Genomic DNA, 25,606 nt, shown 5'->3' on the forward strand with positions numbered 1-25,606 from the left:
GTCACGATGCGCGCGGGACATCGTTCACAAGGGGTGAAGACAGGACGTGCCCCGGGTCGATACCGTAAGCGAGTCCGGTCGTGCGCCGACACCGCGCGACGACACGAGCCACGACGTGAGCGAGGGACGACATGCCGAAGAACGCCGCACCGAAAGAGCCGATCCATGGGAGTGCGGCGTTTCGCACCCACCTCGATCCCTTCACGTTCCCACAGGAATCGATGGCCCCCGACACGGTCTACGAGCTTCTCCATACGGGGCTGATGCTCGATGGCCGGGAGACGCTGAACCTGGCGTCGTTCGTGACGACGTGGATGGAGCCGCAGGCCGAGAAGCTCATCCACGACACACTGCGGAAGAACCACATCGACCACGAGGAGTACCCGGCGGCATCCCTCGTGGAAGAGGCCTGCGTGCACATGCTCGGCGATCTCTTCCACGCCCCGGACAACGAAGACGTCGTCGGCGTCGCCACGATCGGGTCGTCGGAGGCGATCATGCTCGGCCTGCTCGCCCACAAGCGGAGCTGGCGCGACCGACGGCGCGCGGCGGGCCTTCCCACCGACCGGCCCAATGTCGTCTTCGGCGCCGAGACCCACGTGGTGTGGGACAAGTTCGCGAACTACTTCGACGTCGAGATGCGCAAGATCCCGATGAGGCCCGACCGTTTCGTCATCTCGGCCGACGACGTGGAAGCCCATGTCGACGAGAACACGATCGCCGTGGGCGTCGTGCTCGGCACGACGCACATCGGCGAGTCCGATCCGATCCCCGAGATCAACGAACGCCTGGTGCGTATCAAGGCCGAGAAGGGCTGGGACATCCCGATCCACGTCGACGGCGCCAGCGGCGGATTCATCGCGCCGTTCGCGCACCCCGACTTCGAATTCGACTTCCGGCTCGAGCAGGTCGCCTCGATCAACGCATCCGGCCACAAGTACGGTCTCGTGTACCCCGGTGTCGGCTGGTTGATCTTCCGCGATCGGACGAAGCTCCCCGACGATCTGGTCTTCAGCGTGAACTACCTCGGCGGCGCGCAACCGACGTTCACGTTCAATTTCAGCCGCGGCTCGGCGATGATCCAGGCGCAGCTGTACAACTTCCTCCGTCTCGGACGCGAGGGCTACGGCGCCATCGTGTCGAACATGCTCGACAACGCGCGGCATCTCAATGAGCGGCTCGCAGAGAGCGGGTGGTTCGAGATCCTCAACCCCGGGCTCGCCGAGCCCGTCGTGACCTTCCGGCTGACGGGCGATCCCGGCTTCGACGTGTACCACCTGTCTGCCCGGCTGCGGCAGCACGGCTGGATCGTCCCCGCCTACAGCCTGCCCCCGGACGCGGAGGACGTGCATCTGCTGCGCATCGTGGTGCGACTCGACCTCAGCCGCCAGATGATCGACCAGCTGCTGCGCGACATCGACGATGCGTGCACGCACCTCGCCGCGGAGAATCCCGGTACGCAGGCACGGACGAGTCCCGATCTGTGGACGGCCCCGGAACTGCTCGCCGCGCACCAGAAGGCCCGCACCGCCCCCCGCCGTGGCTGATCCGTCGTCGCCGGGCACGCCGGGCACGCCGGAACGGTCGCTCGGCCTCCGCGTGCCCTCCGGCTGGACCGTGGGCGACACAGCCGGGGTGCCCCCGTTCGTCTCGCGCGCCGTGGTCACCCGCCCTGACGGGGCCGTGCTCGACTGGAGCACCCGGGCGCACCGCAAAGGACTCGCGCGGCTGCGGGTCGACGGCCACCGGGCACGACGCCTGGCAGGGTTCGTCGCCGGGGCATCGACATCGAGCTGGTGGATGGGCTGCCTGTTCATGGCGGGCTCGTTGTGCTTCGCCCTGGGATCGGTGCCGCTGTTCTTCAACGCCGTCGACCCGGGTCTCGTTGCCTGGGTGTTCTTCGTCGGGTCGATCTTCTTCACGAGCGCCGCATTCCTCCAGTTCCGGGAGTGCGCGTCGGCGCCGGAGTCGATCGATCCCACCGCACCGCGGCGCCGCGGTCTGCGCGGGGTCGTCGGCTGGCGGCCGCGCAGCCTCGGATGGTGGGCCACCGCGGTTCAGCTCGTCGGCACGGTGTTCTTCAACGTGAGCACGTTCGCCGCGACGCGTGACAGTCTCGACCTCTCCCAGGAGCGTCATCTCATCTGGGCGCCGGACGTGTGGGGCTCGGTGTGCTTCCTCATCGCGAGCTGGCTCGCGTACATCGAGGTGAGCCCGCGGATCTGGCGACGCCCTCGCGGCGACCTCGGCTGGTGGATCGCCCTGCTGAACCTGGCCGGCTCCGTCGCGTTCGGTCTGGCGGCTGTCGGCGCGCGCTACCTGCCCGGCACCGGCGATGTCGCGAACATCGCGCTCGTCAACCTCGGCACCTTCCTCGGCGCCGTGGGCTTCTTCATCGGAGCCCTCCTGCTGCCGGTCGAGTCCTCCCGCGGGCGGGCGCCGTAGCCTGCGCGCGGGGAGCCCACGCGGCGCGCCCGCATCGGCGCATCGTACGCTGGGTGGATGCCACGACTGCAGGCCGACGCGGACCCGACCCTGTGGGTGCCGGTGACCGATTCCCTCGGCTTCCGGGGCCGCCGCCACCGCAAGGCCGCCATCCGGATGCTGCTCACGCAGGCGAACATCGCGATGGGCGGCGGCGACCGGCCCGCGAGCGGTCTCGCCGCCTGGGCGATGAGCCAGGCCGCACCGCTGCTGATGAAGCGCGCGGCGGGCCGGGTGCTCGTGTGGGTGTGGAAGGCCGACGCCGAGCTTCTCGTGGTCATGGCGCAGGTGCAGCAGGCGACGAACGACCTGCGCGCCGCGCGGGCGATGATGCCGATGGAGTACGACGACACGGAGTCGTTCCGCAACCCGCACCTGGGCGTCGGCGAGAAGCTCGAGATGCCGCTGGGCGGACCGGCGCGCGGCGACGGCGCGACCGGCACGCCCCCGTTCGCCACCTACACGTGGGACACCGGCGCGCAGTTCGTGACCGTGACGGCCGTGTGCTCCGATCGCGCGCGCTTCGGCACGGTCATCGGCTCCGTGGATGACCTCGCCCGCACCGTGCGGGTCGTCGACGACCTCACCGCCCATGAGTCCGACACCGTCCTGAGGATCGACCCCGCATGACCGACGCCACCACCACCGCCGAGTCCGCCGTGCACCCGGCATCCCATCGCCCCGTCCGCATCGGCGTGCAGCTCGCCCCGCAGCACGGAACGTGGATGCAGTACCGCGACGCCGTGCTGCGCGCCGAAGACCTCGGGGTCGACGCGATCTTCAACTGGGATCACTTCTTCCCGCTGACCGAGCCCTTCGAGGCCGCCCACTTCGAGGCGTGGACGCAGCTCGCGGCGCTCGCGGAGATCACCGAGCGGGTCGAGTTCGGTCCGCTCGTGAACTGCAGCTCGTACCGCAATCCCGACCTGCAGGCCGACATGGCCCGCACCGTCGACCACATCAGCGCGGGCTCCACGGGGACCGGCCGGCTCATCTTCGGCACCGGGTCCGGCTGGGCCGAGCAGGACTACACGGAGTACGGCTACGCGTTCGGAACGGTCGGATCGCGCCTCGACGCTCTGGCCGGCGACCTCCCGCGGATCCGCTCGCGGTGGGACCGCCTGAACCCGGCGCCGACGCGCAGCATCCCGATCCTCATCGGCGGGCAGGGCGAGCGCAAGACGCTGCGACTGGTGGCCCAGCACGCCGACATCTGGCACACCTTCACGCGGCTCGACGACATGCCCCGCAAGATCGGCGTGCTGCACGACTGGTGCGCGCGCGAGGGCCGCGACCCGGCGGAGATCGAGCTGTCGACCGGGTTCACGATCCGCGGCTTCGGGCCGCTGCTGGAGGAGGATGCCACCGCTCGCCTGCACGCGCTCGGCTTCCGCCTGCTGATCCCGGCGATCGACGGACCGGACTACGACCTGTCGGCGCTGACGCCGCTGCTGGAGTGGCGCGACCGGGTCAACGGCACGGCCTGACCGCCTGACGCGGCCCCGATCGGGCGCGCCGTTGTGCGCGGCATCCCCACCTGGGACGATCACTGCGTGAGCGACCAGAGTCCGCATCCGCCGCGCCGACGCCTGTCGGTGCTCGCGGCGCCCGCGACGCCGCTGGCGTCGGGCTTCCTCGTCGCCATCGGCGTCGTGCTCGCCGTCACCCTCGCCGTGGCCCTCGCCTCGATCGCCACGGTGCTGATCTCGGTCATCATCGCGGTGTTCCTCGCCCTCGGCCTCGACCCCACGGTGCGCACGCTGGAGCGCCGCAGGGTCTCACGTCCCTGGGCGATCACGATCGTGGCGGTCGCGTTCCTCGCCGTCGTGGTGCTCATCGTCGCCGTCGTGCTCCCGCCGCTGGTGAACCAGTTCGTGTCGTTCGTGGAGTCGGTGCCCCAGACGGTGGCCGATCTGCTGGCCAGCGAGTGGTTCCGCGCACTGGATGCCGCCACCGACGTCGATCTCGTGGCGGCGGTCGAGGAGGCCATCGCGTCGCTGGGGAGCCTCTCGACGTTCCTGTCGATCTCGGGCGGGCTGCTGCGCGCGAGTGCGGGGATCGTGGCGGCGATCTCGACGTCGGTGATCGTCGTGGTGCTCACCCTGTACTTCCTGGCCTCGCTGACCGGAGCGAAGGAGGCGCTCTACCGCCTCACCCCGGCCTACCGCCGCCCCCTCACCCGTGACCTCACCGAGCAGATCACCGGATCGGTGGGCAACGCCGTCGCGGGGGCTCTCACGCTGTCGTCGATCAACGCCGCCGTGGTCTTCGTGCTCATGCTCGTGATCGGGTCGCCGATCCCGCTGCTGATGGCGATCGCGGCGTGGTTCGTCACGCTCGTGCCCATGATCGGGTCGCTCGTGTTCCTCGTGATCGGCACGATCGCGGCGCTGTTCGTCAGCCCGGTCGGTGCGGTGATGTTCCTCGTCGGCTATTTCGCCTACATCCAGATCGAGGCCTACTGGGTCACCCCGCGGGTGCTCGGCAAGGCCGTGGCGCTGCCTGGCGTGCTGGTGCTGCTGAGCGCCATGATCGGCGCGACGCTGTTCGGCTTCCTCGGCGCGCTCGTGGCGATCCCCACCACGGCGTCGGTGCTGATCATCCTGCGCGAGGTCGTCTTCCCCCGGCAGGATGCGCTCACCGAGGCGCCGACGGGCCGGGCGGGCCCGGCGGCACCGCCGGCGGGATCGGCGGCGGAGGAGAACCCGGGCCCGGGCCCGGGGCCGGGGCCGACGAGCCCGCCGGACCCAGACGCTCCGTGAGCGCCGCGATCTGCAGTTCGAGCCCGCGCACCTGCGCCCGGGTGGCCGGCTCGTCGTCGTCACGGTCGCGCGAAGCGCGCTCCACCACCCACGACGCGAGCGCGGCGGTGATGATCCCGGCGAGCGCCACCCCGCCGAACATGAGGCCGACCGCCACCCACTGACCGGCGCCGGTCACCGGCACGTAGTCGCCGAAGCCGGTCGTGGTCACCGTCACGCACGCCCACCAGATCGCGATCGCGAACGTCGTGATCGTGGCGTCGGGCGCCCGGCGCTCCGCCTCGAGCACGGCGAGGCTCGCGATGTAGATCAGCACCGCGGCGGCGCCGACGCCGTAGACGAGGATCTGCACGCGCAGGATGCTGCCCGCGGAGGTCGCCATTCCCGGCACCCGGGTGAGCACGCGCAGCAGCCGCACCAGGCGCAGCACCGGGATGAGGGCGAACGCGAGCGCCGGGAGGTTGTGCCGGAACCAGCGGCCGCGCTGGTCGGCGAGCGAGAGCCGCACGAGGTAGTCGACGATGAACATCAGCCACGTCACCAGCACGATCGTGGTGGCCACCAGCCGGCCGGGGCCGCCGAGGTCGAAGATCACCCGCCAGGAGTACGCCACGAGGTACGCGAGGCTCGCGACCATCAGCGCCACGCTGGTGCGCTTGTGCCACGTGTACTCGTCCACAGCGGCATTCTGGCAAAGTCCGGCGGCACCCCCGCGGGGGCGCGCCCGCGACGGAGCACCCCGTGGCGTGCTCCCGTCCTGCGGCGTAGCGTCGGGCGCATGGACGCGGTCGACGTCGACGGCCTCCGGATCGCCTACCGTCGCGCGGGGTCGGGCGATCCGCTCCTGATCCTGCACGGCGGCCTGGAGGACTCCCGGCTCTGGATCGACGACATCGAGCGCCTCTCCACCCGGTTGGATGTCATCGCGTGGGACGCGCCGGGGTGCGGAGCGTCCGACGACGTCCCCGACGGGTGGCGCAGCGACGACTGGGGTCGGGTGGCGGCGTCGCTCATCGACGCCCTCGGCCTCCACCAGCCTGCGGTCGCCGGCCTGTCGTTCGGGTCTGTGGTCGCGCTGCTGCTGGCCCGCGATCGCCCCGACGCACTGGGTGCCCTCGTGCTCATCGGCGGCTATGCGGGCTGGGCCGGGTCGCTCGCGCCCGCCGACCTCGAGAAGCGCATCGCCTCCGTGCGCGACACGATCGAGCGCCCCGCGGAGGAGTGGGCCGACGACTTCCTGAACTCCGTGTACAGCCCCGACGCGGCCCCGAGCCGGCGGAACCTGGCACGGATGCTGATCGACCATTGGCGGCCGCAGACCACGGCGGCGATGCTCGACACGATGGTCCTCGACCTCCGCGATGTGCTCGACTCGATCCAGACCCCGACCTTCGTGGTCCGCGGCTCCGCAGATGAGCGGAGCCCGCGCGCCGCATCACTCGAGCTCGTCGAGCGGATGCCGCACGCCCGACTCCGTGAGATCGCCGGCGCCGGGCACGACTGCGCCGGACCCGAGCTCGACGAGGTGCTCGTGCAGGCCGCGCACGAGGCGGCGTCGAGGCGTTGAAGGAGGGCCGCGCGCCGCCTAGTGCTCCAGAGCGGAGTCGGCGTCGTGCTGCAGCGCGGCGGCGTTGCGGATGAAGAGGATGATCCAGGTGAACACCAGCACGCCGGCCACGAGCTCGACGGCAGTGAGCGTGTAGTACTGCACGGCGAACAGCACCGCCAGCACGACGATCACCGCGACGAAGATCCAGCCGACCGCGACGAACGAGCGCGTCACGCCGGTGATCCAGCGCGGCAGGTTGATGACGAGCACGCCGAACGCGACCGCCATGCCCGAGGCGACCCCCGTGTGCAGGGCGAAGAAGTCGTCGACGTGGAAGATGCCCACGCACGCGAGGAAGATCCCCACGATCACCAGGCACAGCCGCACGCGGGCGGTGCCGACGGGGTTGGCGGTCGGGATGTCGCGGGTAACGTAACGGGCGAGGGTCGTCACGATGAACCCGGCGACGATGAGGGTGATGTTGAACGCCCAGGCCGAGGCGTTGCTGCTCATGCCGAGCGCGCTGAGGTTGTCGTGCCACCAGTCCGGGTCGGTCGCGGTGAGCATGCTCGCGAGCACGCCCATCACCAGGAACACCGCCAGCACGACCGCGAGCAGCTGCAGATCGAGGTGGGTCGCCGAGAAGAACACGATGTAGGCCGTCATCGCGGCCGCTGCCCCGGCCAGGAGCAGCAGCGGGAGTGCGAACACGGTGGCGCCGATGAACGCCTGCTCGAGGACGACCGCGAGGAGCGTCCAGCCCAGCAGGGCGATCATCGCGTGCGCGAAGGCGAGGGCGACGATGTCGAGCACGTCGAGGACCGACGGCGTGCCGGCGCCGGTGCTGCGACGCAGCACGATGCGCCCGGCCACGAACGCGACGAATCCGAGCGCCGCGGAGGCGATCGCGGTGAACTGGCCGATCGAGTCCGGACCCGAGATCGGCGCGTCCTCGAAACGGAAGGCGATGAGCGCGGCGAGCGCCGCGACGACGAAGGCGACGGCGCCGACGCTGAGGGCGAGCGACTCGAGGTCGCGCTCGGTCGCGGCGTCGAACATGCGGGCGGGCGAGGACGAGCGCTGGGGCGCAGCGGCCGGGGACGCGGTCATGGTCGCAACGTTAGCGCGCGGCCTCCGGATCGCCCGAGAGCCATCGCAGCCACCGCGCGCCGTCGTCTCCGTCGAACACGAGGGCGCGCACGAGCAGCGTCAGCGGGATGGAAAGGATCGCCCCGAGCGGACCGATGATGAAGGTCCAGAAGATGACCGAGAAGAAGCTCAGCGTGAGGCTGAGGCTCACCGCGTCGCTGACGAACTTCGGCTGGATGAGCACCTGCAGGGTCACGTTGACGACGCAGTAGATCGCCACGACCACGAGCATCATCGGCCAGCCTCCGACGACGAGCGCCAGCAGGGCGGGCGGGATGAGCCCGAGCACGAAGCCGATGTTGGGCACGAAGTTGGTGACGAACGCGAGGATCGCCCACACCGCGGGAGCAGGCACGCCCAGCGCCCACAGGGCCAGGCCGTCGATCACGGCGACGATAGCGCCGAAGGTGGCGTTGACGACGTAATAGCGTCGCACGCTCGCGTTGAACGACCGGATCCGGCCGAGCGTCGACTGGATGCCACGTCCGAACGCCTGCTCGGCCCGGCCGTAGCGCGCAGCGTCCGCGGCCATGAAGATCACGTAGGCGAAGACGAAGAACAGCGCCGTCAGCACCGCCAGGGCGACGACCCCGACGTCGGCCGCGAGGGCGAGGAGCGTACTGGGCTGCAGCGCCTCCGCCGTGGCATCCGCCGCCTGGTCGGCCAGGCCCGCACTCTGCAACCACTCCTGGAAGCCGTCGACGGTCGCGCGCATCTCGTCGGCGTAGTCGGCCACGAGGTGCGCGAACTGCGTGCCGGCGAACCAGAGCAGGGCGGCCATCGCGAGCAGGATCACGTACCCCAGGGCGATGACCGCGGTGGTCCCCGCCCAGCCGGGCCAGCCACGGCGCACGAGTGGTGCGCGCACGGGTTCGCAGATGATGACGATCACCGCGGCGAGTGCGAGCGGGCCGACGAGATCGCGCGCGAGGTACAGCCCCGCGAGCACGACCACGGCACCCGCCAGCCCCAGCACGATCCGCACGCGCGGCGGGAGTGCGGGCGAGGGCGGGGGCTCGGTCGGCGTCACGTGGTCAGCGTACCGAGCGTCGTGCGGATCACCGGGTTATGCGGCGCCGCGCGCGGTGCCACACTGACCCTATGTCCACGATGACCGGACCCGACGCGGGTCCCATCGCGCGCGCCTGGGCGTCGCCGGGCTCGCTCGAAGACCAGCTGGCCGCGGGCCGCGCCGCCCGCGAGCGCGTGCCTCGTGAGGCCCTGTCGGAGCTGCCTCCCGGCGCGCGCGACCCGATGGGGATCCTCGACGGCCAGGACGCCGTGCGGGTGCCCGAGCTCGTCCCCCTGCGCACGGAGCGCATGTCCGCGAGCCCGTTCGCGTTCTACCGTGGTACGGCGGCGATCATGGCGGCCGACCTTGCCCGGTCGCCGAGCTCGGACCTCACGGTGGGGTCGTGCGGAGACGCGCACGTGTCGAACTTCGGCCTGTACGCCTCACCGCAGCGCACGCTGGTGTTCGACCTCAACGACTTCGACGAGTCCGCGTGGGCGCCGTGGGAGTGGGACGTCAAGCGGCTGGTGACCAGCATCGTGATCGCAGGGCGCGCCACTTCGCGCGACGAGGAGGTCGTGCGCGCGTCGGCGCTCGAAGCCGTGCGCACGTATGCCCGCGCACTCGGCTCGGGCGCGAAGCGCACACCCCTCAAGCGCTACTTCGACCGCTACGACCCGCTCGGCGCCGAGAAGGCGACCGACGCGGAGACCCGGGCGATCATCGCCCAGACCGTGGCCGATGCCGAGAAGCGCACGGGCAAGCGTGCAGCGCGAAAGCTCACGAACCGCGCCGACGACGGTCGTCTCGTCTTCATCGACGCTCCCCCGGTCATGTCGCATGCCACCCCCGAGATCGAGGAGCGCGTGCTCCACACGCTCAGCGAGTACGTCGCGTCGGCGCACGTCGACATCCGCGTCGTGCTGCGCAACTACGCCCTCGCCGACGTCGCGATGCGGGTGGTCGGAGTCGGCAGCGTCGGCACGCGCTGCTTCCTCATCTCGCTGCAGGACGGCGACGGGGGCGCGCTGCTGCTGCAGGGCAAGGAGGCGGGGCCGAGCGTGCTCGTCGAGCACGGCCGTGTGCCTCAGCCCCCCGAGGCCACCCGCTACACGGAGCTGAACGGCGACGGCGGGCGCGTGGTCGCGATGCAGCGGATCCTGCAGTCGGTGTCCGACCCCTTCCTCGGCCACGTGCGCCGTTCCGAGCACGGGGCGCAGCGCGACTTCTACATCCGCCAGTTCCACGACAAGAAGGGCGGGTTCGACATGGAGGCGCTCGACGACAGCGGGTTCCGCTGGTACGCCGACGCGTGCGCGGCGACACTCGCGCGCGCCCACGGCCAGTCTCCGAACGCGTCGACCGTCGCCGGGTACGTCGGGGGCGGGAAGGTGGTGGGCGAGGCGATCCTCGCCTGGGCCTACGCCTACGCCGATCTGTCGTACGAGGACTGGAAGCTGTTCTGCACGCACCGCGGGGTCGACGCGACCGCCTGAGCGCGCGTTCTACGCGTCGTCGGGCTCGGGATGCCCCTGCGCGGCCGGCCCCGGCGCGGCCGGTCCCGGCTCGATGGCCCGCAGCGGACGCCACACGACGACCTCCGTCGCGCGCCGCACCCGCACCCCGGAGCGCAGCGACACAGCGGGTCCGTTCACGCTGGCGGCGAAGACGCGGGCGCCGGGACGCCGCTCCAGCTCGGCCTCGACCCGCTGCTCGAGATCGCGCACGCGCTCGTGAAGCTCGCGCACCCGGTTCTCGAGCTCGAGGATGCGGGCGATGCCGGGCAGGCTCAGCCCATCCGCCGACAGGCGCGCGACCTCGCGCAGCTGCTCGACATGGCGCAGCGAGTAGCGCCGTGAGCCCCCCTGGGTGCGCGCGGGCACGACGAGACCGAGCCGGTCGTACTGGCGCAGCGTCTGCGGGTGCATGCCCGAGAGCTCCGCAGCCGCCGCGATCGCGAAGATCGGCGCGTCGGGGTCGATGCGGTCACGCTCGGCCATGCGCTCTTCCTCCCGACTCCTGTCAACCCGTCACTGAGAACAGGTGATCCGCCGCACACAGGATGAACGCGGGGCGAAGCATCCTGTTCTCGGCGGAACACCTGTTCTCGAGCATGTCAGCCGCGCGCCTTGGCCATCAGGTCGGCGCGCGGGTTCTCCTTCGGCTCCAGCTCGTGGAAGCGCTCGAGCGCCTCGCGCGCGGCGTCGTCGAGGTGCGCGGGCACGGCCACCTGCACCTCGGCGAGCAGATCGCCGGTGCCCTTGGCGGTCGTGATGCCCCGGCCCTTGACGCGCAGCACGCGCCCCGAGGGGGTTCCGGGGGCGACGCGCAGCTTCACGTGGTCGCCGGTCAGCGTCGGCACCTCGATGGTGGCGCCGAGCGCCGCCTCGGTGAAGGTGACCGGCACCGTGACACGCAGGTTCAGCCCGTCGCGCGAGAAGACGGCGTGGGGGCGCACCGTGACCTGCACGACGATGTCGCCGGCCTCGCCGCCGTCGGGCGAGGGCCGGCCACGGCCGCGCAGGCGGATCTTCTGCCCGTCGGCGACGCCGGCGGGGATCTTGACCTTGAACGGCCTGCCCTCTTCGCCCTGCAGCGTGATCGTCTCGCCCGCCGCGGCTGTCACGAAGTCGAGCGTCGTGCGCGCGGTGACGTCGGCGCCGCGGGTGGGACCGCCGTATCCGCGGTACCCACCCGTCGACTGGCCGAAGCGGCCCGACCCGAAGCCGGCTCCGCCCTGCTGCTGGTTGAACATCGAGAAGATGTCGTCGAAGTCGCCGGCCTGGAATCGTCCGCCGCCGCGCCCGGACTGCCCGAACATGCTGAAGACGTCCTCGAAGCCGCCGGCGCCCTGACCGCCCGCGGTGAAGCGGGCGCCGCCGGCGCCCATCGCGCGGATCTGGTCGTACTCCTTGCGCTGCTCGGGGTCGCTCAGCACCGAGTACGCCTCGCTGATCTCCTTGAACTTGGCCTCGGCGGCCGCGTCTCCGGGTTTCGAGTCGGGGTGGTACTCGCGGGCGAGCTTGCGGTAGGTCTTCTTGAGATCGGCGTCGCTGACGTCCTTGGAGACACCGAGCACCTGGTAGAAGTCCTTGTCGAACCAGTCCTGACTGGCCATGGATGCTCCTTCGCGGCCTATTCGGCCGGCACGGCCACGACGACCTTGGCCGGTCGCAGCTCGACAGAGCCCAGGCGGTAGCCGATCTCGACCACCTCGAGGATCGTCGGCTCGACGGTGCCGGGGGTCGGCGCCTGGAAGATCGCCTCGTGCTGCTGCGGGTCGAACGCCTCGCCCGCTTCGCCGTAGGTGACCAGGCCGATGCGCTCGGCGACGCCGCGCAGCTTCTCGGCGATCGCGGAGAACGGGCTGCCCTCCTGCAGATCGCCGTGCTTCTCGGCGCGGTCGAGGTCGTCGAGCACGGGGAGCAGGCCCTTCGCGACCGAGCCCTTGGCGCGCTCGATCTCGATGTCGCGCTGCTCCTCGGTGCGGCGGCGGTAGTTGGCGTACTCGGCCTGCAGGCGCTTGAGGTCGTTCAGCAGCGCCGACTCGAGGTCGGCGAGCACGGCGTCCTCCGCGGCGGCGTCGACGTTCTGCTCGGCGCCGAGGATGTCCTCGACCGTCAGCTCGTCCGCCTCGGCATCCGTCCCGTCCTGCGGCTCGGGGCCGGAGGACTGCTCCTCCGACCCCTCACCCTCGGGCCGGACCTCGTCGTTCTCGTCGAAGTCCTTGTCGGCCATTACTTCTTCTCTTCGTCCTCGTCGATGACCTCGGCGTCGACGACGTCCTCGTCGGGGTTCGACGAGCCGGCGTCACCGGCGGGCTGCTCGCCCGCGGCATCCTGCGCCTGCTCCGCCTGACCCGCGGCGTAGATCGCCTCGCCCAGCTTGGTCTGCGACGCGTTCAGCTTGTCGAACGCGGTCTTGACCGCCTCGTCGTCGTCGCCGGCGAGCGCCGTCTTGAGCGCGTCGACGTCGGCCTGCACCTCGGTCTTGACCTCGGCGGGCAGCTTCTCGTCGTTCTCCTTGATGAGCTTGTCGATCGAGTACGCGAGGGTCTCGGCCTGGTTGCGCACCTCGGCGGCCTCACGGCGCTTCTTGTCCTCGGCCGCGTTCTCCTCGGCCTCGCGCACCATGCGCTCGATGTCCTCCTTGGGCAGCGACGAGCCGCCCGTGATGGTCATCGACTGCTCCTTGCCGGTGCCCTTGTCCTTCGCCGAGACGTGCACGATGCCGTTGGCGTCGATGTCGAAGGTGACCTCGATCTGCGGGATGCCGCGCGGGGCCGGCGCGATGCCGGTGAGCTCGAACGTGCCCAGCGGCTTGTTGTCGCGGGTGAACTCCCGCTCGCCCTGGAAGACCTGGATGGCGACCGACGGCTGGTTGTCGTCGGCGGTCGTGAAGGTCTCGCTGCGCTTGGTGGGGATGGCGGTGTTGCGCTCGATGAGCTTGGTCATGATGCCGCCCTTGGTCTCGATGCCGAGGCTCAGCGGGGTGACGTCGATGAGGAGCACGTCCTTGCGCTCGCCCTTGAGGACGCCGGCCTGCAGGGCTGCGCCCACGGCCACGACCTCGTCGGGGTTCACGCCCTTGTTGGGCTCCTGGCCGCCGGTCTCCTTCTTCACGAGCTCCGAGACGGCGGGCATGCGGGTCGAGCCGCCCACGAGCACGACGTGGTCGATGTCGGCGACCTTGATGCCGGCCTCGCGGATGACGTCTTCGAACGGCTTCTTGGTGCGGTCGAGGAGGTCCTTGGTGAGGTCCTCGAACTTGGCGCGCGAGAGGGTCTCCGACAGCGAGACGGGGCCCGAGTCGGTCAGCGACAGGTACGGGAGGTTGATGCTCGTCGAGGTCGACGACGAGAGCTCCTTCTTCGCCTGCTCAGCGGCCTCCTTGAGGCGCTGCAGCGCGATCTTGTCACCCGAGACGTCGACGCCGGTGGTGTCCTTGAACTGCTTGATGAGGTAGTCGACGACCCGCTGGTCCCAGTCGTCGCCGCCGAGGCGGTTGTCGCCGGCGGTGGCGCGCACCTGGATGGTCGAGAAGTCGTCGTCCTTGCCCACCTCGAGGAGGGACACGTCGAAGGTTCCGCCACCGAGGTCGAAGACGAGGATGAGCTCGTCCTCCTTGCCCCTGTCGAGGCCGTACGCGAGCGCGGCGGCGGTGGGCTCGTTGATGATGCGGAGCACGTTCAGGCCGGAGATCTCGCCGGCCTCCTTGGTGGCCTGGCGCTCGGCGTCGTTGAAGTACGCGGGAACCGTGATGACGGCATCCGTCACCGTGTCGCCGAGGTACTGCTCGGCGTCGCGCTTGAGCTTCTGCAGGATGCGCGCGGAGATCTCCTGCGGCGTCCACTTCTTGCCGTCGACGTCGAAGCCCCACGTGGTGCCCATGTGGCGCTTGACCGACGAGACGGTGCGGTCGACGTTGGTGACGGCCTGGCGCTTGGCGGTCTCGCCGACGAGCACCTCGCCGTCCTTGGTGTAGGCGACCACCGACGGGGTGGTGCGGAAGCCCTCGGCGTTGGCGATGACCTTGGGCTCGCCGCCCTCGAGGACGCTCACGACCGAGTTGGTCGTTCCGAGGTCGATACCGACAGCACGTGCCATGTGTTCTCTCCTTCGTTCGGGCAGGGGCGAATGCCCCGTGCCCTGGGGTGTTACTGAGGAAGTCAGGGGTGCGACACGAGATTGAGCCGCAACGACTCAAGGCTAAACCCGACTCCTGAACGTGTCAAATGAAGTTGATAAGAGTCGACTCAACTTCGCCGGAGAGTGGATGCCGCGCCCGCCGCGCCCGTGGTGATCGGCGCGTCAGGACGAACAGGTGCGGAAAGCGGCGACGCCCTTGCTCAGCACTCCCTCGCCGCCGAGCAGGGTGACCCGCGCCGCCTGCCGCTCGCGGATGCTCTGCAGGGTCCATGCGTTGATGCAGGTGGGGCTCGAGAGGTAGAGCGGCGCGTCGTATCGACCGGCCAGCGGCGCCCCCGCCAGCGCGTCGGCGAAGCCGGCCCCGCTGGCGAGGAACGCATCGTCGACGTCGGCGAAGATCGCGTCGTTCACCGCGATCGCGGTGAAGTAGCGGTCCGAGCCCGACAGGCGCTTCACCCGGGAGGTGCCGAGGAGAGCCTTCAGACCGCTCTCGAGCGTGGGGCTGACCGCTCCCCTGCCGCCCGCGATGTACACGTCGGTGATGCCGAGCGCGCCGATCGTCGCCGTGGTGGCCGCGGTGAGCCCGCGGGCGCCGTCGACCAGCAGCACCGGCGCGTCGAGGTGACCGGCGGCAGGACCCGCCGCCAGCGCATCGGGGTAGGTGGCTCCGGTCGCGACGATCGCGTACCGGCTGCCGCCGGCGCCGAACGCGTCGCGCACGATCGCGTCCGCCGTCTCGTATCGGCTCGCTCCCCCCAGGCGCGACACCCGCGCGTCGGCCGGGATGACCTTCTTCACCGCCGTGCTCACCGCGCTCCCGACCACCCCGGTGCCGCCGACCAGCACGACCCGCCGGGGCTGGAGACGGCGGAGCTCCTCGAGCACGACCTGGGGGACGCTGGTCTTCGCCACCGGAAGGATCACACCGCCGCTGCGGATGGCGGCAGGAGCTGCGGCGAGCGCGTCGGGGAAGTCGAAGGCGTTGGTGAGATAGACGACCGGCGCCCTCTGCCCGGTCGGCACGACCCGCTTCGACGCAGCGACCGCCGTGGCGAACCGGTCGATCCCGGCGACCCGCTTCGATTGGAAGGAGGACCGTGGCAGGAGCACGTCGGCGAGCACGCGGTCCTGGCCGAGGCCGACGGTGACACGCGTCGCATCCTCGAGCAGACGGGCGCCGCCGAGATAGGACGCGCCGAACTCGGGCGAGCCGGGGATCCATACCTTGAAGACGTAGGTTCCGGGGGCGAGCGCGGCCCGGAACGCCCCATCGCCGCCGGTCGGCAGGCTGTCGAAGGAGGCATCGACCGGGGTGAGCGCACCGGAAGACGCCACCCGCCACACCTTCACCTCGGCGCCGCTGAGCGCGATCGTGCTGCCGGTGGCGGTCTTCCCCTTCACGACGCCGCTCACGCTCGCGCTGTCGTCGACGACGATGTCGACGCCCGACCGCGTCTCGTTCTTGCCGAGCACGATCTCGGGCGCGCTCTGCAGGTCGCCCCCGCCCCAGAAGGTGGTCACGCCGTCGTTGAAGAACGCCAGCTTGTACCGACCCGCGCCCAGGCCGTCGATGAGGTAGGAGCTGCGCGAGGTGCCGCCGGCGGGCCAATCGATCCGCAGCCAGCGCGCCTGGGTGGTGGACCACTTGTAGACATCGATATGGCCGGAGCCCCAGGGCACGATGCCCGACGCCGTGCGGATCGCCCACGTGCCCGAGATCGAGGCGCGCGCGGCCGTGAGGGCGATGTCCTGGGTCGTGTCCGACGCGACGACGACGCCGGCCACCGTCTTGGTCGCGTGTGCGCCCGTGCTGTCCGTGGCCGTGACGGTGTAGGTGCCGGCCGGCACGCGGAGCACGTACCTCTCCGAGAGGCGCAGCGAGGTCGTGGGAAAGCGGATCCAGGAGTCGAGTTCGGCGTCGCCGGTGCTCGCCCGCACAGTGATGTTCGTGCCGCCGACGACGTAGTCCGTCTGCCGCCCCGTCACGATGCCCGACAGGGCGACGGTGGAGGACAACCGCGCCTCCAGATCGACCACGCCGCCGTCCTCGAGGGTGATGAACGCACGCTCCGCAGCGCGGCGGGTGTCGCCCCACCACTCGCCGACGATCCAGGAGGAGAGCGGCTCGAACTTCACGGCGTAGCGGCCCGCCGGCACGTCGGGGATCGCGAACTGGCCGTTCGCCCCGGAGGCGATGTCGAAGACGACGGCCGGCGTCGTCAGCTCGTCGTCGGCGAACAGCGAGATGCGGACGTTCGACTCCTCGCGCACCAGCAGCCCGCCGAGCTCATCGAGCAGCACACCGCGCACGATGCCCGTGGCCTCCTCGGCGTGGGCGGGCGCGGCAAGCCCCAAAACGAGCGGGATCACGCCGACCATGGCGGCGACGGAGCGGAGCAGGGCGCGCGGCATCGGGCTCGCTTTCGGGTGCAGCCGGGGGGACGGCATCGCGCGCGGCGATACGCGCGACACGGGGAGGCTAACACCCCGTGGCGACCGCGCCGGGCGGCTCAGATCGCGTGCGCGAGCGTCTGCAGCAGGATCACCGTGCCGCCGAGGGCGACGAGGATGCCGAGCGCCACCAGCTGCTTCCACCACACCAGCCGCGCCCGGCGCACCGCGAGCCACCCGATGACCGCGAGGGTGACGAGGTAGACGTACGCCGACGCGCGGAGTGCGGCATCCAATCGGATGATCTCCATCCAGCCGAGCGCGATGAGGACCGCCGGCACGAGGAGGGTGCTGAGCGCCCCGGCGGCGATGCGCCCCAGCACGCTGAACGCGCGCCGGCGGGGGAACTCACGGTGCACTGCGAGCAGGGCGATGACATCCGACGCGAAGCCCGCGGCGGTCACGCCGATCACCCCGAGCACGAGCGCGAAGAACGCGTGGGCGCCGGCCGCGTGTCCCTCGGAGGCCACCACCAGCACGATCGCGAGGCCCGTGAAGGTCGCGTAGACGCGCTCCTTGAAGTAGGCGACGAAAGCCTCGCGCTCCCGGTCGGGCGGAAGATCGGCGAACCGGCCGCCCCCGATGGGGACGCGCTGTTCGCCCTGCTGCCCGGCTGGAACGTCCATGAGCATCCCCCGATCGCGCTGACCTTGACCGTGAGGGTAGTCCGCCGCGGGCCGTCGTCTCTAGGCCGTCGCCGCACGCTGGCGACGGCGGCGATCGGCTTGCACGCGCTTGGTCCACGCCGAGAACCAGGGGGCGTCGGGCAGACGGGCCAGCAGCGGCCCCGCGATGATCGTGATGAGCACGTACGCCGTCGCGAGCGCCGCGAGCGATCGGTCGAGGCCGGCGGCGACCGCGAGGCCCGCGATCACGATCGAGAACTCGCCGCGCGGCATGAGCGCGAAGCCGGCGCGCCAGCGCCCCGCCTCGCCGATGCCCGCGCGCCGCGCCGCGTAATAGCCGGTCAGCAGCTTCGTGGCCATCGTCACCACGGCGAGCGCGACCGCGGGCCCGAGCATCGGGAGGAGGTCGGCGGGGTCGGTCGACAGGCCGAAGAAGAGGAAGAACACCGAGGCGAAGAGGTCGCGCAGCGGAGTGAGCAGGCGCTGGGCGTGATGGGCGACCGGGCCGGAGATGGCGATGCCCACGAGGAACGCCCCCACCGCCGACGACACGCTCGCCTGCGCCGCGATTCCCGCGACGAGCATCGTGAGCCCCAGCACCGACAGCAACAGGATCTCGGCGCTGCGCGACCACACCAGGCGGGAGACGACGTGGCCGTGGCGGAACGCGATCCACAGGATCACGATCACCGCGGCGGCGGCCACGATGACGGTGATCGCCCCGGTGGCGAAGCCCAGGTCCATGAGCACGGCGGTCAGCAGCGGCAGATAGAACGCCATCGCGAGGTCTTCGATGACGAGGATCGACAGCACCACGGGCGTCTCGCGGTTGGAGATGCGGCCGAGGTCGTGCAGCATCTTCGCGATCACGCCCGAGCTCGAGATCCAGGTGATGCCGGCGAGCGCGATCGCCGCGACCGGCCCCCACCCGAGCATCAGCGCCAGCAGCGCCCCCGGGGTCGCGTTGAGCAGCATGTCGATCACGCCCGCGGTGCGGGAGCCCTTGAGGTTGCCGAGCAGCTCCTGCGCCGTGTACTCGAGGCCGAGCATCAGCAGGAGCAGGATCACGCCGATCTCGGCGCCGATCTCGATGAACTCCTCCCCCGATTCCAGGGGCAGCAGCCCGCCCTCGCCGAACGCGAGGCCGCCCAGCAGGATCAGCGGGATCGGCGAGATGCCCAGGCGCGAGGCGAGCCGCCCGAGAAGCGCGATGCCCAGCAGAAGCGCGCCGATCTCGATGAGGACGAGCGCGCCGTGTTCCATGATCCCGTCAGGCTCCGTCGACGATGTCGGCCAGTTTCTCCAGGCCCTCGCTCGTTCCGACGCAGACGAGGGTGTCGCCGACGTGCAGGAGGTCGTCCGGCCCCGGCGCGGGGATCACCCCGCCGTCGCGCACGATCGCCACGATCGAGCAGCGCGTGCGGGTGCGGGCGCGGGTCGCACCGAGCGGGCGGTTGGCGTAGGGGGTGTCGGCGCGCAGCGTGATCTGCTTGGTCGACAGCCCGTCGACCTGCTCTCGCAGGCCCGCGAGCTGGGTGAGGATCACCGATCCGCCCAGCACCTCCGACAGCGCCGTCGCCTCCTCGTCGGTGAGCGCGACGGTCTCCACCGCGCGGTCGGGGTCGTCCTCGTCGGCGATGGCGAGCTCGCGGCCCCCGTCGCGGAAGGTGACGACCGACAGCCGTCGCCCCGCCTCGGTCTCCAGATCGTGGCGGGTGCCGATGCCCGGCAGGTCCGCGCGTTCCACATGAACGGACATGCGCCCATCTTGGCATCCCGCCCGCGCCGGCAGGGGCCGAGTGGATGCCGCACCCGCCGCGATCGCGTCCGGGACGATCCGCAGGGCGTAGCCTGGCCACGCGTCGCGACGAGGCGGCGCGCACCGTCGGCGCCACGCGCCGTTCACCGAAGGGTCCTAGCGTGCCGGACATGAGTTCGCCCGAGTTCTCCCCCGTGACACCCACCGACGCGATGGCCGCGGCCGTCGACGCCCACGGCCCCGCGCGCACGAGTCGGCGCGCGGTCGTGGCCTGGGGCCTCTGGGACTGGGGCTCGGCGGCGTTCAACGCGGTCGTGACGACGTTCGTGTTCACCGTGTACCTCACCAGCTCGAGCTTCGGCGAGGCGGGCACGGTCGAGGCGCAGCTCGGCTGGGCACTGGCGGGTGCGGGCCTTCTCATCGCCCTGCTCGCACCGGTGACGGGCCAGCGCTCCGACACCTCGGGGCGCCGCAAGCTGTGGCTCGCCGTCAACACCTACATCGTGGTGGCCATCACCGCCGCGATGTTCTTCGTGCAGCCCGACCCCTCGTTCCTGTGGCTGGGCCTGCTGCTGGTGGCCGCCGGAAACGTGTTCTTCGAGTTCGCGGGCGTCAACTACAACGCGATGCTCTCGCAGGTGTCGACCCCGCGCTCGATCGGCCGTGTGAGCGGGTTCGGCTGGGGCATGGGCTATGTGGGCGGCATCGTGCTGCTGCTCATCGTGTACTTCGGCTTCATCCAGCCCGAGGTCGGCTGGTTCGGCATCACCGGCGAGGGCGGCATGGACATCCGGGTGACGGTGCTCGTCTCCGCGCTGTGGTTCGGGCTGTTCGCCCTGCCGGTGCTGCTGGTGGTGCCCGAGTACCGCGGGGTGGGCGTACGCCGCGAGCGCATCGGCTTCTTCGCCTCGTACGGCCGGCTCGGGCGCGACATCGCCCGGCTGTGGCGGGAGAGCCGGCACACCGTGTGGTTCCTGCTCGCCAGCGCCGTCTTCCGCGACGGCCTCGCGGGCGTGTTCACCTTCGGCGGCGTGCTGGCGGCATCCGTCTTCGGGTTCTCCGCGGGAGAGGTCATCATCTTCGCGATCGCCGCCAACGTCGTGGCCGGAGTCTCCACGATCGCGGTCGGCGCGCTCGATGACCGGCTCGGCGCGAAGCCCGTCATCGTCGCCGCGCTGATCGGTCTGGTCGTGTCGGGTCTGCTCGTCTTCTTCCTCGCCGACGGCGGCCAGATCGTGTTCTGGACGGCGGGGCTCGCGCTGTGCCTGTTCGTGGGGCCGGCCCAGTCGGCATCCCGCACGTTCCTGGCCCGCATCATCCCGCCCGGACGCGAGGGCGAGGTGTTCGGCCTGTACGCCACCACCGGCCGCGCGGTCTCGTTCCTGGCCCCCACGATGTTCGCGCTGTTCGTCGCGCTCTCGGGTCAGGCCGTGTACGGCATCCTCGGCATCGTGATCGTGCTGCTGGCGGGGCTGCTGCTCCTGCTGCCGGTGCGGGCGTCGCAGCCTCCGCTCGCCGACTGAGGGGCTGTGGATGCCGCACCGCGGCGCCCCGCCGATCGGCTAGCCTTCTGCCAGGCGCCCCCCCGACGCCCGCCCCCTCCTGCAGAAGGTCCCCGCACGTGACGACCCCTTTGATCGAGCGACGTCGCGTGGCACGCCACCGACGCGCCCTGGGCTATTGGGCGGTCGGCATCGGCTGGTACCTGTCGATGTGGATGGGCGCGCAGTTGGTGCCGCAGGAATGGCTGCATTTCCTCGCGCTGTTCGGGCACCTCGCCGCCGTCATCATCGGGCTGGGCGCCGCCGTGCTGCTCGAGGTGAAGGGCCTCCTGTGGGCCATGGGCCGGCGCACCCTCGGCGAGTTCATGCGCACCGAGCGCACCGTCACGCGACTTGCCTGGCTGGGCATCGCGGGGCTGTTCGCCACCGGCGCGTTCCTGGAGCCGTCGCTCGGCGAGCCCCTCACCGCCCTGAAGATGGCGGCCGTGCTCGTGGCGGGCCTCAACGGCGTCGCCATGACCCGCATCACCGGCGAGCTCCATCGTCTGCCGGGAACCGTCGCGTTCGGCCGCCTTCCCCTGCGGCTGCGCCTGTCGAGCCTTTCGAGCGCGGTCGTCTCGCAGATCGCGTGGTGGACCGCCGTCATCATCGGGATGCTGAACACCGCCACCTCCTGAGCTTCGAGAAGACTGAGAACCCCCGGTCAAACGGCCTCTGGGGTCGCGCCGTCGCGCCCGCGCCCGTTAGGCTCGGGGTCGTCGGAACCCGACCGGCAGCGATACCCCCCAGAGGACCAGCCTCGTACCGAGCCTTCCGTCGCGCTCCTGCGCACTCGACGTGCACACGTACGCGGCGCACGGAGAGGCCCGTCCCCCATGAGCATGAACACGAGCGCGATCGAAGAGCGCCGCGCGCGCCGACGGCGCCGCCGCCGCACGTTCGTCCTCTGGACCAGCATCGTCGCCATCGTGGTGATGGTCGGGGCGATCGGCACGGTCGGCACCCTGGTCGTCTCCGCTCTGGCGTCGGCCGACGAGCCCGACGCCACGGCCGAGCAGAGCGCCGCCGACGCCCCCGAGGTCGAGCTGATCGAGTTCCCCGAGGACGAGCCGGCCGCCACCGCCGGCACCGGCCCCTGCACGACCGTGCCCGTGCTCTCGTCGTTCGAGAACGCCGGCATGGTCGATGCCCTCGCCGCCGCCTACAACGCCGCGCCCCGCAACGTCGCCGGCACGTGCGTGACGGTGACCGCCGACAAGAAGAAGTCCGGTGTCGCCGCCTCCCTCGTGGCCGACGGCTTCCCGACCACCGCAGCCGACGCGAAGCCCACCGTCTGGCTGCCCGACGCGACCACCTGGCTCGACGTGGCGGCCGCCGAAGGCGCCACGTCCCTGCGCGCCGAGGGCCCCAGCGCGGGTTCGTCGAACGTCGTGCTCGCGATGCCGCAGCCCCTGGCCGCGGCCATCGGCTGGGACGAGGCGCCGCCGACCTGGGCCGAGGTCTTCGAAGCCGCCGAAGACGAGCAGCTGTGGGGCAACCTCGGCCACCCGGAGTGGGGCGCCTTCAAGCTCGGCAAGACCAGCCCCCTCGTCGCCACCTCGGGCGAGGCCGCCATGTTCGCGTCGTTCGGCTCGTCGGCCGGCGACGTCGCCGCGCTGACCGCCGCCCAGGTCGCCGACCCCGCCGTCGAGGCGGAGGTGCGGGCGCACGAGCTGGCCACCAGCCACTACATGGCCACGCCCGAGCACTTCCTCTGGCACGCCCGCCAGGCCGAGGAGACCGGCGGCTCGGCCGCCGACTTCCTCTCCGCGGTGATCGTCGACGAGAAGTCGGTGTGGGACTACAACCGCGGCATCACCAGCCGCGACGGCGTGACCCGCGTCGAGGCGGAGGCCCCGGCCGAGCAGCTCGTGCCGATCTACCCGAGCGACGGCCACTACGCCGCCGACAACCCGGTGATCCGCCTGTCCGGCGACTGGATCGATCCGGTCGAGTCGGAGGCCGCGGCCGACTTCGTGCGGTTCGTCGGCACCGCGCAGGGCCAGGCGGCCGTGCGCACCGCGGGCTACCGCGATCTCAACGGGCAGCTCGACGCAGGTGTGGCCGAGCTCGCGCACCTGACCGAGACCCCGAGCACGCCGATCGCGATGCCCGACGCCGACGTCGTGACCGCCGTGCATGCCGCGTTCCCCGACGTGCGCAAGCGCGCGAACGTGCTCTTCCTCGTCGACGTGTCCGGCTCGATGGACGAGAAGATCTCGGCGACCGAGACCAAGCTCACCGCGGCGCAGGACGCGATCGCGCTCGCGCTCGACCACTTCACCACCGGCGACAGCGTGGGGCTCGCCGCCTTCGCGCAGGCCGCCGACGGCTCGCTCGTTCCCGGCAACCTCGCTCCGGTGGCCGACATCGGCTCGTCGCGCGATGCGTTCCTGTCCTCGCTGAACGGGCTCACCTCGATGGGCGACACCCCGCTGTACCAGGCCGTCGACACGTTCGCGGCCCAGCAGGCCGCGGCGTGGACGAGCGACCGCATCAACGCGATCGTGCTCCTCAGCGACGGCGAGGACGACCCGCTGAACGCGCCCACCATCGGCGAGGCGGAGATGCTCGAGAACCTCGGCGAACTCCACCACTCCACGCCCGTGCTGATCTTCACCCTCGCCTACGGCGAGGACGCCGACGTGCCCGCCCTGCAGGCGATCTCCAAGGCGACCGGCGCGCACTACTACGACGCCACCGACCCCACCGAGGTCGAAGAGGTGCTCGGCGACCTCGTCACCAGCTTCTGAGCGGATGCCGCACCCGGCCGCTGCGCCGGGTGCGGCATCCCCTCATCGGTTCGGCGTGCGGGCGCGGCGCAGCGACAGGCGCGGCCAGCGCACTCCGCGACGGTCGGGCTCCTCGACCTCGAGCCCGTAGTAGTCGCCGATCCGCTCCACGAACGCGGCGCGGCGGGCCAGCTGATACGCGCGGCGCTCGCGCGTGAAGGCGACGACGGTCGCCCAGCAGATGAGCAGCATCACGATGCTGAACGGCAGCGCGATCGTGATGGCCGCGGTCTGGATCGCCGAGAGGCCACCCGTGAGCAGCAGCGAGATCGCGAGCAGCGCGGTCGCGAGGGTGAAGAAGGTGCGGATCCACTTCGCCGGGTGCTGGTTGCCGCCGGTGGCGATCATTCCCATGACGAGGGCGCCCGAGTCCGACGAGGTGACGAAGAAGATCGACACCAGGAGGATCACGCCCAGTGTCAGCAGGGTCGAGCCGGGGAAGTACGACAGCAGCTGGAAGATCGACCCCTCGATGTCGACGGTGCCGTCGGGGAGGGTCATCGATCCGGGATCGTTCAGCTCGAGGTAGAGCGCCGACCCGCCGAGGATCGCGAACCACAGGATGCCCAGCATCGTCGGCACGATGATGACGCCCAGCACGAACTCGCGCACGGTGCGACCCCGCGAGACGCGGGCGATGAAGATGCCCACGAAGGGCGCCCACGAGATCCACCAGCCCCAGTAGAACGAGGTCCACGACGCCTGCCACGCCTCGCCCGCGGCCCCCTGGAACGCGCTGACGGTGAAGGAGAGCCCGACGAAGTTCTGGATGTACCCGCCGATCGACTGCACCCACTCCCGCAGGAGGAATTCGGTCTGGCCGACGATGAGGATGAACAGCAGCAGGATCCCCGCGAGGATCAGGTTCGTCGACGACAGCCACTTCATGCCCTTGGCCACGCCCGACAGCACCGACAGCAGCACGAAGACCGTGATCACGAGGATGATCAGCACCTGCATCAGCTCGCCCGGCTCGCCCAGTCCCGCCGATTCGAGGCCGGCGCTGATCTGCAGCACGCCGAGCCCCAGCGAGGTGGCGACGCCGAACACGGTGCCCACGAGCGCGACGATGTCGATCGCGTGGCCCCACGGGCCCGCCACGCGCTTCTCACCGAGCACGGGCTCGAGGGTCCAGCGGATCGAGATCGGTCGCCCGCGGCGGTGGATCGCGTAGGCGAGGCCGAGGCCCACCACGACGTAGATCGACCAGGCCTGCACGCCCCAGTGCAGATAGGTCTGGGTCAGCGCCTGCTGCGCGAGCTGCTCGGGTGTGCCGGTGACCCCCGGGCGCGGGGAGACGAAGTGGCTGAGCGGCTCGCTCACACCGTAGAAGACGAGGCCGATGCCCATGCCGGCCGCGAACAGCAGCGAGAACCACGCCCCGACCGAGAACTCCGGCTTGTCGTCGTCGCGCCCGAGCTTGATGTCGCCGAACCGGCTGAAGCCCATCGAGAGGGCGAAGACGACGAAGAACGCCGCGATGAGCACGTAGTACCAGTTGAAGGCGTTCACGATCGAGGCCTGGATCGCCCGGAACATCGCCTCGGCGGCGCTCGGGGTGATGATGGCGAACGCGCTGAACGCGAGGATCACCCCGGCCGCGGGCCAGAACACCCAGCGGTTGATGCCGACCCCCGCCGCGACCGGCGAATGGTCGTCCAACGGCGGCGCGACGGGCATGACGGTCGCATCCGGCTCGCCCGCCAGGACCATGTCGTTCGTGAGCGGGTGCCCCGCGCCGTCGGGCTCGGGACGCTCCGTCTGCGCAATGCTGTCGTCATCGTCCACTCCTTCACGCTACCGAGCGGGTCGCCGGAGCGGGAGGGGGGCCGT

General features: G+C 71.0%; 21 protein-coding genes and 1 pseudogene. 10 read left to right on the forward strand and 12 right to left on the reverse strand.

The genetic code is table 11. The annotated features are described in order from the left end of the window. The first annotated feature begins 221 nt into the window (after positions 1-221). From HQM25_RS16725 to HQM25_RS17910, 5 genes and pseudogenes are all read left to right on the forward strand, one after another. The gene (locus HQM25_RS16725; RefSeq protein WP_254359424.1) at positions 222-1,547 is read left to right on the forward strand and encodes a glutamate decarboxylase; all 1,326 of its coding nucleotides are present in this window, start codon (positions 222-224) and stop codon (positions 1,545-1,547) included. After that, positions 1,540-2,445, forward strand: coding sequence for a hypothetical protein (locus HQM25_RS16730; protein ID WP_172991268.1), 906 nt, complete (start codon positions 1,540-1,542; stop codon positions 2,443-2,445). The genes HQM25_RS16725 and HQM25_RS16730 overlap by 8 nt, the downstream gene beginning before the upstream one ends. A 57-nt stretch (positions 2,446-2,502) precedes the next feature. Then, complete coding sequence (locus tag HQM25_RS16735) at positions 2,503-3,114, forward strand: hypothetical protein (RefSeq protein ID WP_172991269.1); 612 nt, start codon at positions 2,503-2,505, stop codon at positions 3,112-3,114. After that, on the forward strand, positions 3,111-3,971 hold the full coding sequence (locus tag HQM25_RS16740) for an LLM class F420-dependent oxidoreductase (protein WP_172991270.1): 861 nt from the start codon (positions 3,111-3,113) through the stop codon (positions 3,969-3,971). The genes HQM25_RS16735 and HQM25_RS16740 overlap by 4 nt, the downstream gene beginning before the upstream one ends. Positions 3,972-4,136: 165 nt before the next feature. Beyond that, positions 4,137-5,084: pseudogene (locus tag HQM25_RS17910) on the forward strand (AI-2E family transporter); the annotation flags it as partial. A gap of 37 nt (positions 5,085-5,121) precedes the next feature. Here the strand turns inward: HQM25_RS17910 and HQM25_RS16745 are convergent. Further along, on the reverse strand, positions 5,122-5,925 hold the full coding sequence (locus HQM25_RS16745; protein ID WP_172991271.1) for a potassium channel family protein: 804 nt from the start codon (positions 5,923-5,925) through the stop codon (positions 5,122-5,124). Between the two features lie 99 nt (positions 5,926-6,024). On the opposite strand from HQM25_RS16745, the gene HQM25_RS16750 reads away from it, so the two are divergent. Further along, the gene (locus HQM25_RS16750; RefSeq protein WP_172991272.1) at positions 6,025-6,813 is read left to right on the forward strand and encodes an alpha/beta fold hydrolase; all 789 of its coding nucleotides are present in this window, start codon (positions 6,025-6,027) and stop codon (positions 6,811-6,813) included. An 18-nt stretch (positions 6,814-6,831) separates the two neighbouring features. Here HQM25_RS16750 and HQM25_RS16755 read toward each other — a convergent pair whose 3' ends face one another. Next, a complete protein-coding gene (locus tag HQM25_RS16755; protein ID WP_172991273.1) occupies positions 6,832-7,905 on the reverse strand; it encodes a DUF998 domain-containing protein in 1,074 nt (357 codons plus the stop codon). A gap of 10 nt (positions 7,906-7,915) precedes the next feature. Then, on the reverse strand, positions 7,916-8,974 hold the full coding sequence (locus HQM25_RS16760; RefSeq protein ID WP_254359425.1) for an AI-2E family transporter: 1,059 nt from the start codon (positions 8,972-8,974) through the stop codon (positions 7,916-7,918). Positions 8,975-9,045: 71 nt separating this feature from the next. Here HQM25_RS16760 and HQM25_RS16765 point away from each other — a divergent pair, with 71 nt between their 5' ends. Continuing rightward, on the forward strand, positions 9,046-10,452 hold the full coding sequence (locus HQM25_RS16765) for a DUF2252 domain-containing protein (RefSeq protein WP_172991274.1): 1,407 nt from the start codon (positions 9,046-9,048) through the stop codon (positions 10,450-10,452). Between the two features lie 9 nt (positions 10,453-10,461). Here the strand turns inward: HQM25_RS16765 and HQM25_RS16770 are convergent, their stop codons facing one another. From HQM25_RS16770 to HQM25_RS16805, 8 genes are all read right to left on the reverse strand, one after another. Continuing rightward, entirely contained in the window at positions 10,462-10,956 is a 495-nt protein-coding gene (locus HQM25_RS16770) for a heat shock protein transcriptional repressor HspR (protein WP_172991275.1), read from the reverse strand. A gap of 116 nt (positions 10,957-11,072) precedes the next feature. Beyond that, positions 11,073-12,074, reverse strand: a complete 1,002-nt coding sequence (locus HQM25_RS16775) for a DnaJ C-terminal domain-containing protein (protein WP_172991276.1) — start codon at positions 12,072-12,074, stop codon at positions 11,073-11,075. A gap of 17 nt (positions 12,075-12,091) precedes the next feature. Next, the gene (locus HQM25_RS16780; RefSeq protein WP_172991277.1) at positions 12,092-12,694 is read right to left on the reverse strand and encodes a nucleotide exchange factor GrpE; all 603 of its coding nucleotides are present in this window, start codon (positions 12,692-12,694) and stop codon (positions 12,092-12,094) included. Further along, on the reverse strand, positions 12,694-14,562 hold the full coding sequence (dnaK, locus tag HQM25_RS16785; protein WP_172991278.1) for a molecular chaperone DnaK: 1,869 nt from the start codon (positions 14,560-14,562) through the stop codon (positions 12,694-12,696). Before dnaK ends, HQM25_RS16780 begins: the two co-directional genes overlap by 1 nt. A 204-nt stretch (positions 14,563-14,766) precedes the next feature. After that, the gene (locus HQM25_RS16790; protein WP_172991279.1) at positions 14,767-17,016 is read right to left on the reverse strand and encodes a cell wall-binding repeat-containing protein; all 2,250 of its coding nucleotides are present in this window, start codon (positions 17,014-17,016) and stop codon (positions 14,767-14,769) included. A gap of 98 nt (positions 17,017-17,114) precedes the next feature. Then, entirely contained in the window at positions 17,115-17,681 is a 567-nt protein-coding gene (locus HQM25_RS16795; protein WP_172991280.1) for a hypothetical protein, read from the reverse strand. 60 nt (positions 17,682-17,741) lie between these two features. Then, the gene (locus tag HQM25_RS16800) at positions 17,742-18,944 is read right to left on the reverse strand and encodes a cation:proton antiporter (RefSeq protein WP_172991281.1); all 1,203 of its coding nucleotides are present in this window, start codon (positions 18,942-18,944) and stop codon (positions 17,742-17,744) included. Positions 18,945-18,951: 7 nt separating this feature from the next. Beyond that, positions 18,952-19,440 carry a cation:proton antiporter regulatory subunit gene (locus tag HQM25_RS16805; protein WP_172991282.1) on the reverse strand — a complete coding sequence of 163 codons (489 nt, stop codon included), beginning with the start codon at positions 19,438-19,440 and terminating at the stop codon, positions 18,952-18,954. A 170-nt stretch (positions 19,441-19,610) separates the two neighbouring features. On the opposite strand from HQM25_RS16805, the gene HQM25_RS16810 reads away from it, so the two are divergent. From HQM25_RS16810 to HQM25_RS16820, 3 genes are all read left to right on the forward strand, one after another. After that, complete coding sequence (locus tag HQM25_RS16810) at positions 19,611-20,963, forward strand: MFS transporter (protein WP_172991283.1); 1,353 nt, start codon at positions 19,611-19,613, stop codon at positions 20,961-20,963. Between the two features lie 98 nt (positions 20,964-21,061). Continuing rightward, a complete protein-coding gene (locus HQM25_RS16815; RefSeq protein WP_172991284.1) occupies positions 21,062-21,619 on the forward strand; it encodes a hypothetical protein in 558 nt (185 codons plus the stop codon). A 198-nt stretch (positions 21,620-21,817) separates the two neighbouring features. After that, on the forward strand, positions 21,818-23,734 hold the full coding sequence (locus HQM25_RS16820) for a VWA domain-containing protein (RefSeq protein WP_172991285.1): 1,917 nt from the start codon (positions 21,818-21,820) through the stop codon (positions 23,732-23,734). A 42-nt stretch (positions 23,735-23,776) separates the two neighbouring features. Here HQM25_RS16820 and HQM25_RS16825 read toward each other — a convergent pair whose 3' ends face one another. Beyond that, positions 23,777-25,453, reverse strand: coding sequence for a BCCT family transporter (locus HQM25_RS16825; protein WP_172991728.1), 1,677 nt, complete (start codon positions 25,451-25,453; stop codon positions 23,777-23,779). Positions 25,454-25,606 lie beyond the last annotated feature (153 nt).

It is taken from the genome of Microbacterium hominis (assembly GCF_013282805.1).
Lineage (GTDB): Bacteria > Actinomycetota > Actinomycetes > Actinomycetales > Microbacteriaceae > Microbacterium > Microbacterium hominis_B.

Coding starts and splice junctions, on each gene's coding strand:
- HQM25_RS16725 (WP_254359424.1), top strand. CDS start 222: ATGGCCCCCGACACGGTCTACGAGCTTCTCCATACGGGGCTGATGCTC.
- HQM25_RS16735 (WP_172991269.1), top strand. CDS start 2,503: ATGCCACGACTGCAGGCCGACGCGGACCCGACCCTGTGGGTGCCGGTG.
- HQM25_RS16740 (WP_172991270.1), top strand. CDS start 3,111: ATGACCGACGCCACCACCACCGCCGAGTCCGCCGTGCACCCGGCATCC.
- HQM25_RS16750 (WP_172991272.1), top strand. CDS start 6,025: ATGGACGCGGTCGACGTCGACGGCCTCCGGATCGCCTACCGTCGCGCG.
- HQM25_RS16755 (WP_172991273.1), bottom strand. CDS start 7,905: ATGACCGCGTCCCCGGCCGCTGCGCCCCAGCGCTCGTCCTCGCCCGCC.
- HQM25_RS16765 (WP_172991274.1), top strand. CDS start 9,046: ATGTCCACGATGACCGGACCCGACGCGGGTCCCATCGCGCGCGCCTGG.
- HQM25_RS16770 (WP_172991275.1), bottom strand. CDS start 10,956: ATGGCCGAGCGTGACCGCATCGACCCCGACGCGCCGATCTTCGCGATC.
- HQM25_RS16775 (WP_172991276.1), bottom strand. CDS start 12,074: ATGGCCAGTCAGGACTGGTTCGACAAGGACTTCTACCAGGTGCTCGGT.
- HQM25_RS16780 (WP_172991277.1), bottom strand. CDS start 12,694: ATGGCCGACAAGGACTTCGACGAGAACGACGAGGTCCGGCCCGAGGGT.
- dnaK (WP_172991278.1), bottom strand. CDS start 14,562: ATGGCACGTGCTGTCGGTATCGACCTCGGAACGACCAACTCGGTCGTG.
- HQM25_RS16790 (WP_172991279.1), bottom strand. CDS start 17,016: ATGCCGCGCGCCCTGCTCCGCTCCGTCGCCGCCATGGTCGGCGTGATC.
- HQM25_RS16795 (WP_172991280.1), bottom strand. CDS start 17,681: ATGGACGTTCCAGCCGGGCAGCAGGGCGAACAGCGCGTCCCCATCGGG.
- HQM25_RS16800 (WP_172991281.1), bottom strand. CDS start 18,944: ATGGAACACGGCGCGCTCGTCCTCATCGAGATCGGCGCGCTTCTGCTG.
- HQM25_RS16805 (WP_172991282.1), bottom strand. CDS start 19,440: ATGTCCGTTCATGTGGAACGCGCGGACCTGCCGGGCATCGGCACCCGC.
- HQM25_RS16810 (WP_172991283.1), top strand. CDS start 19,611: ATGAGTTCGCCCGAGTTCTCCCCCGTGACACCCACCGACGCGATGGCC.
- HQM25_RS16820 (WP_172991285.1), top strand. CDS start 21,818: ATGAGCATGAACACGAGCGCGATCGAAGAGCGCCGCGCGCGCCGACGG.
- HQM25_RS16825 (WP_172991728.1), bottom strand. CDS start 25,453: ATGCCCGTCGCGCCGCCGTTGGACGACCATTCGCCGGTCGCGGCGGGG.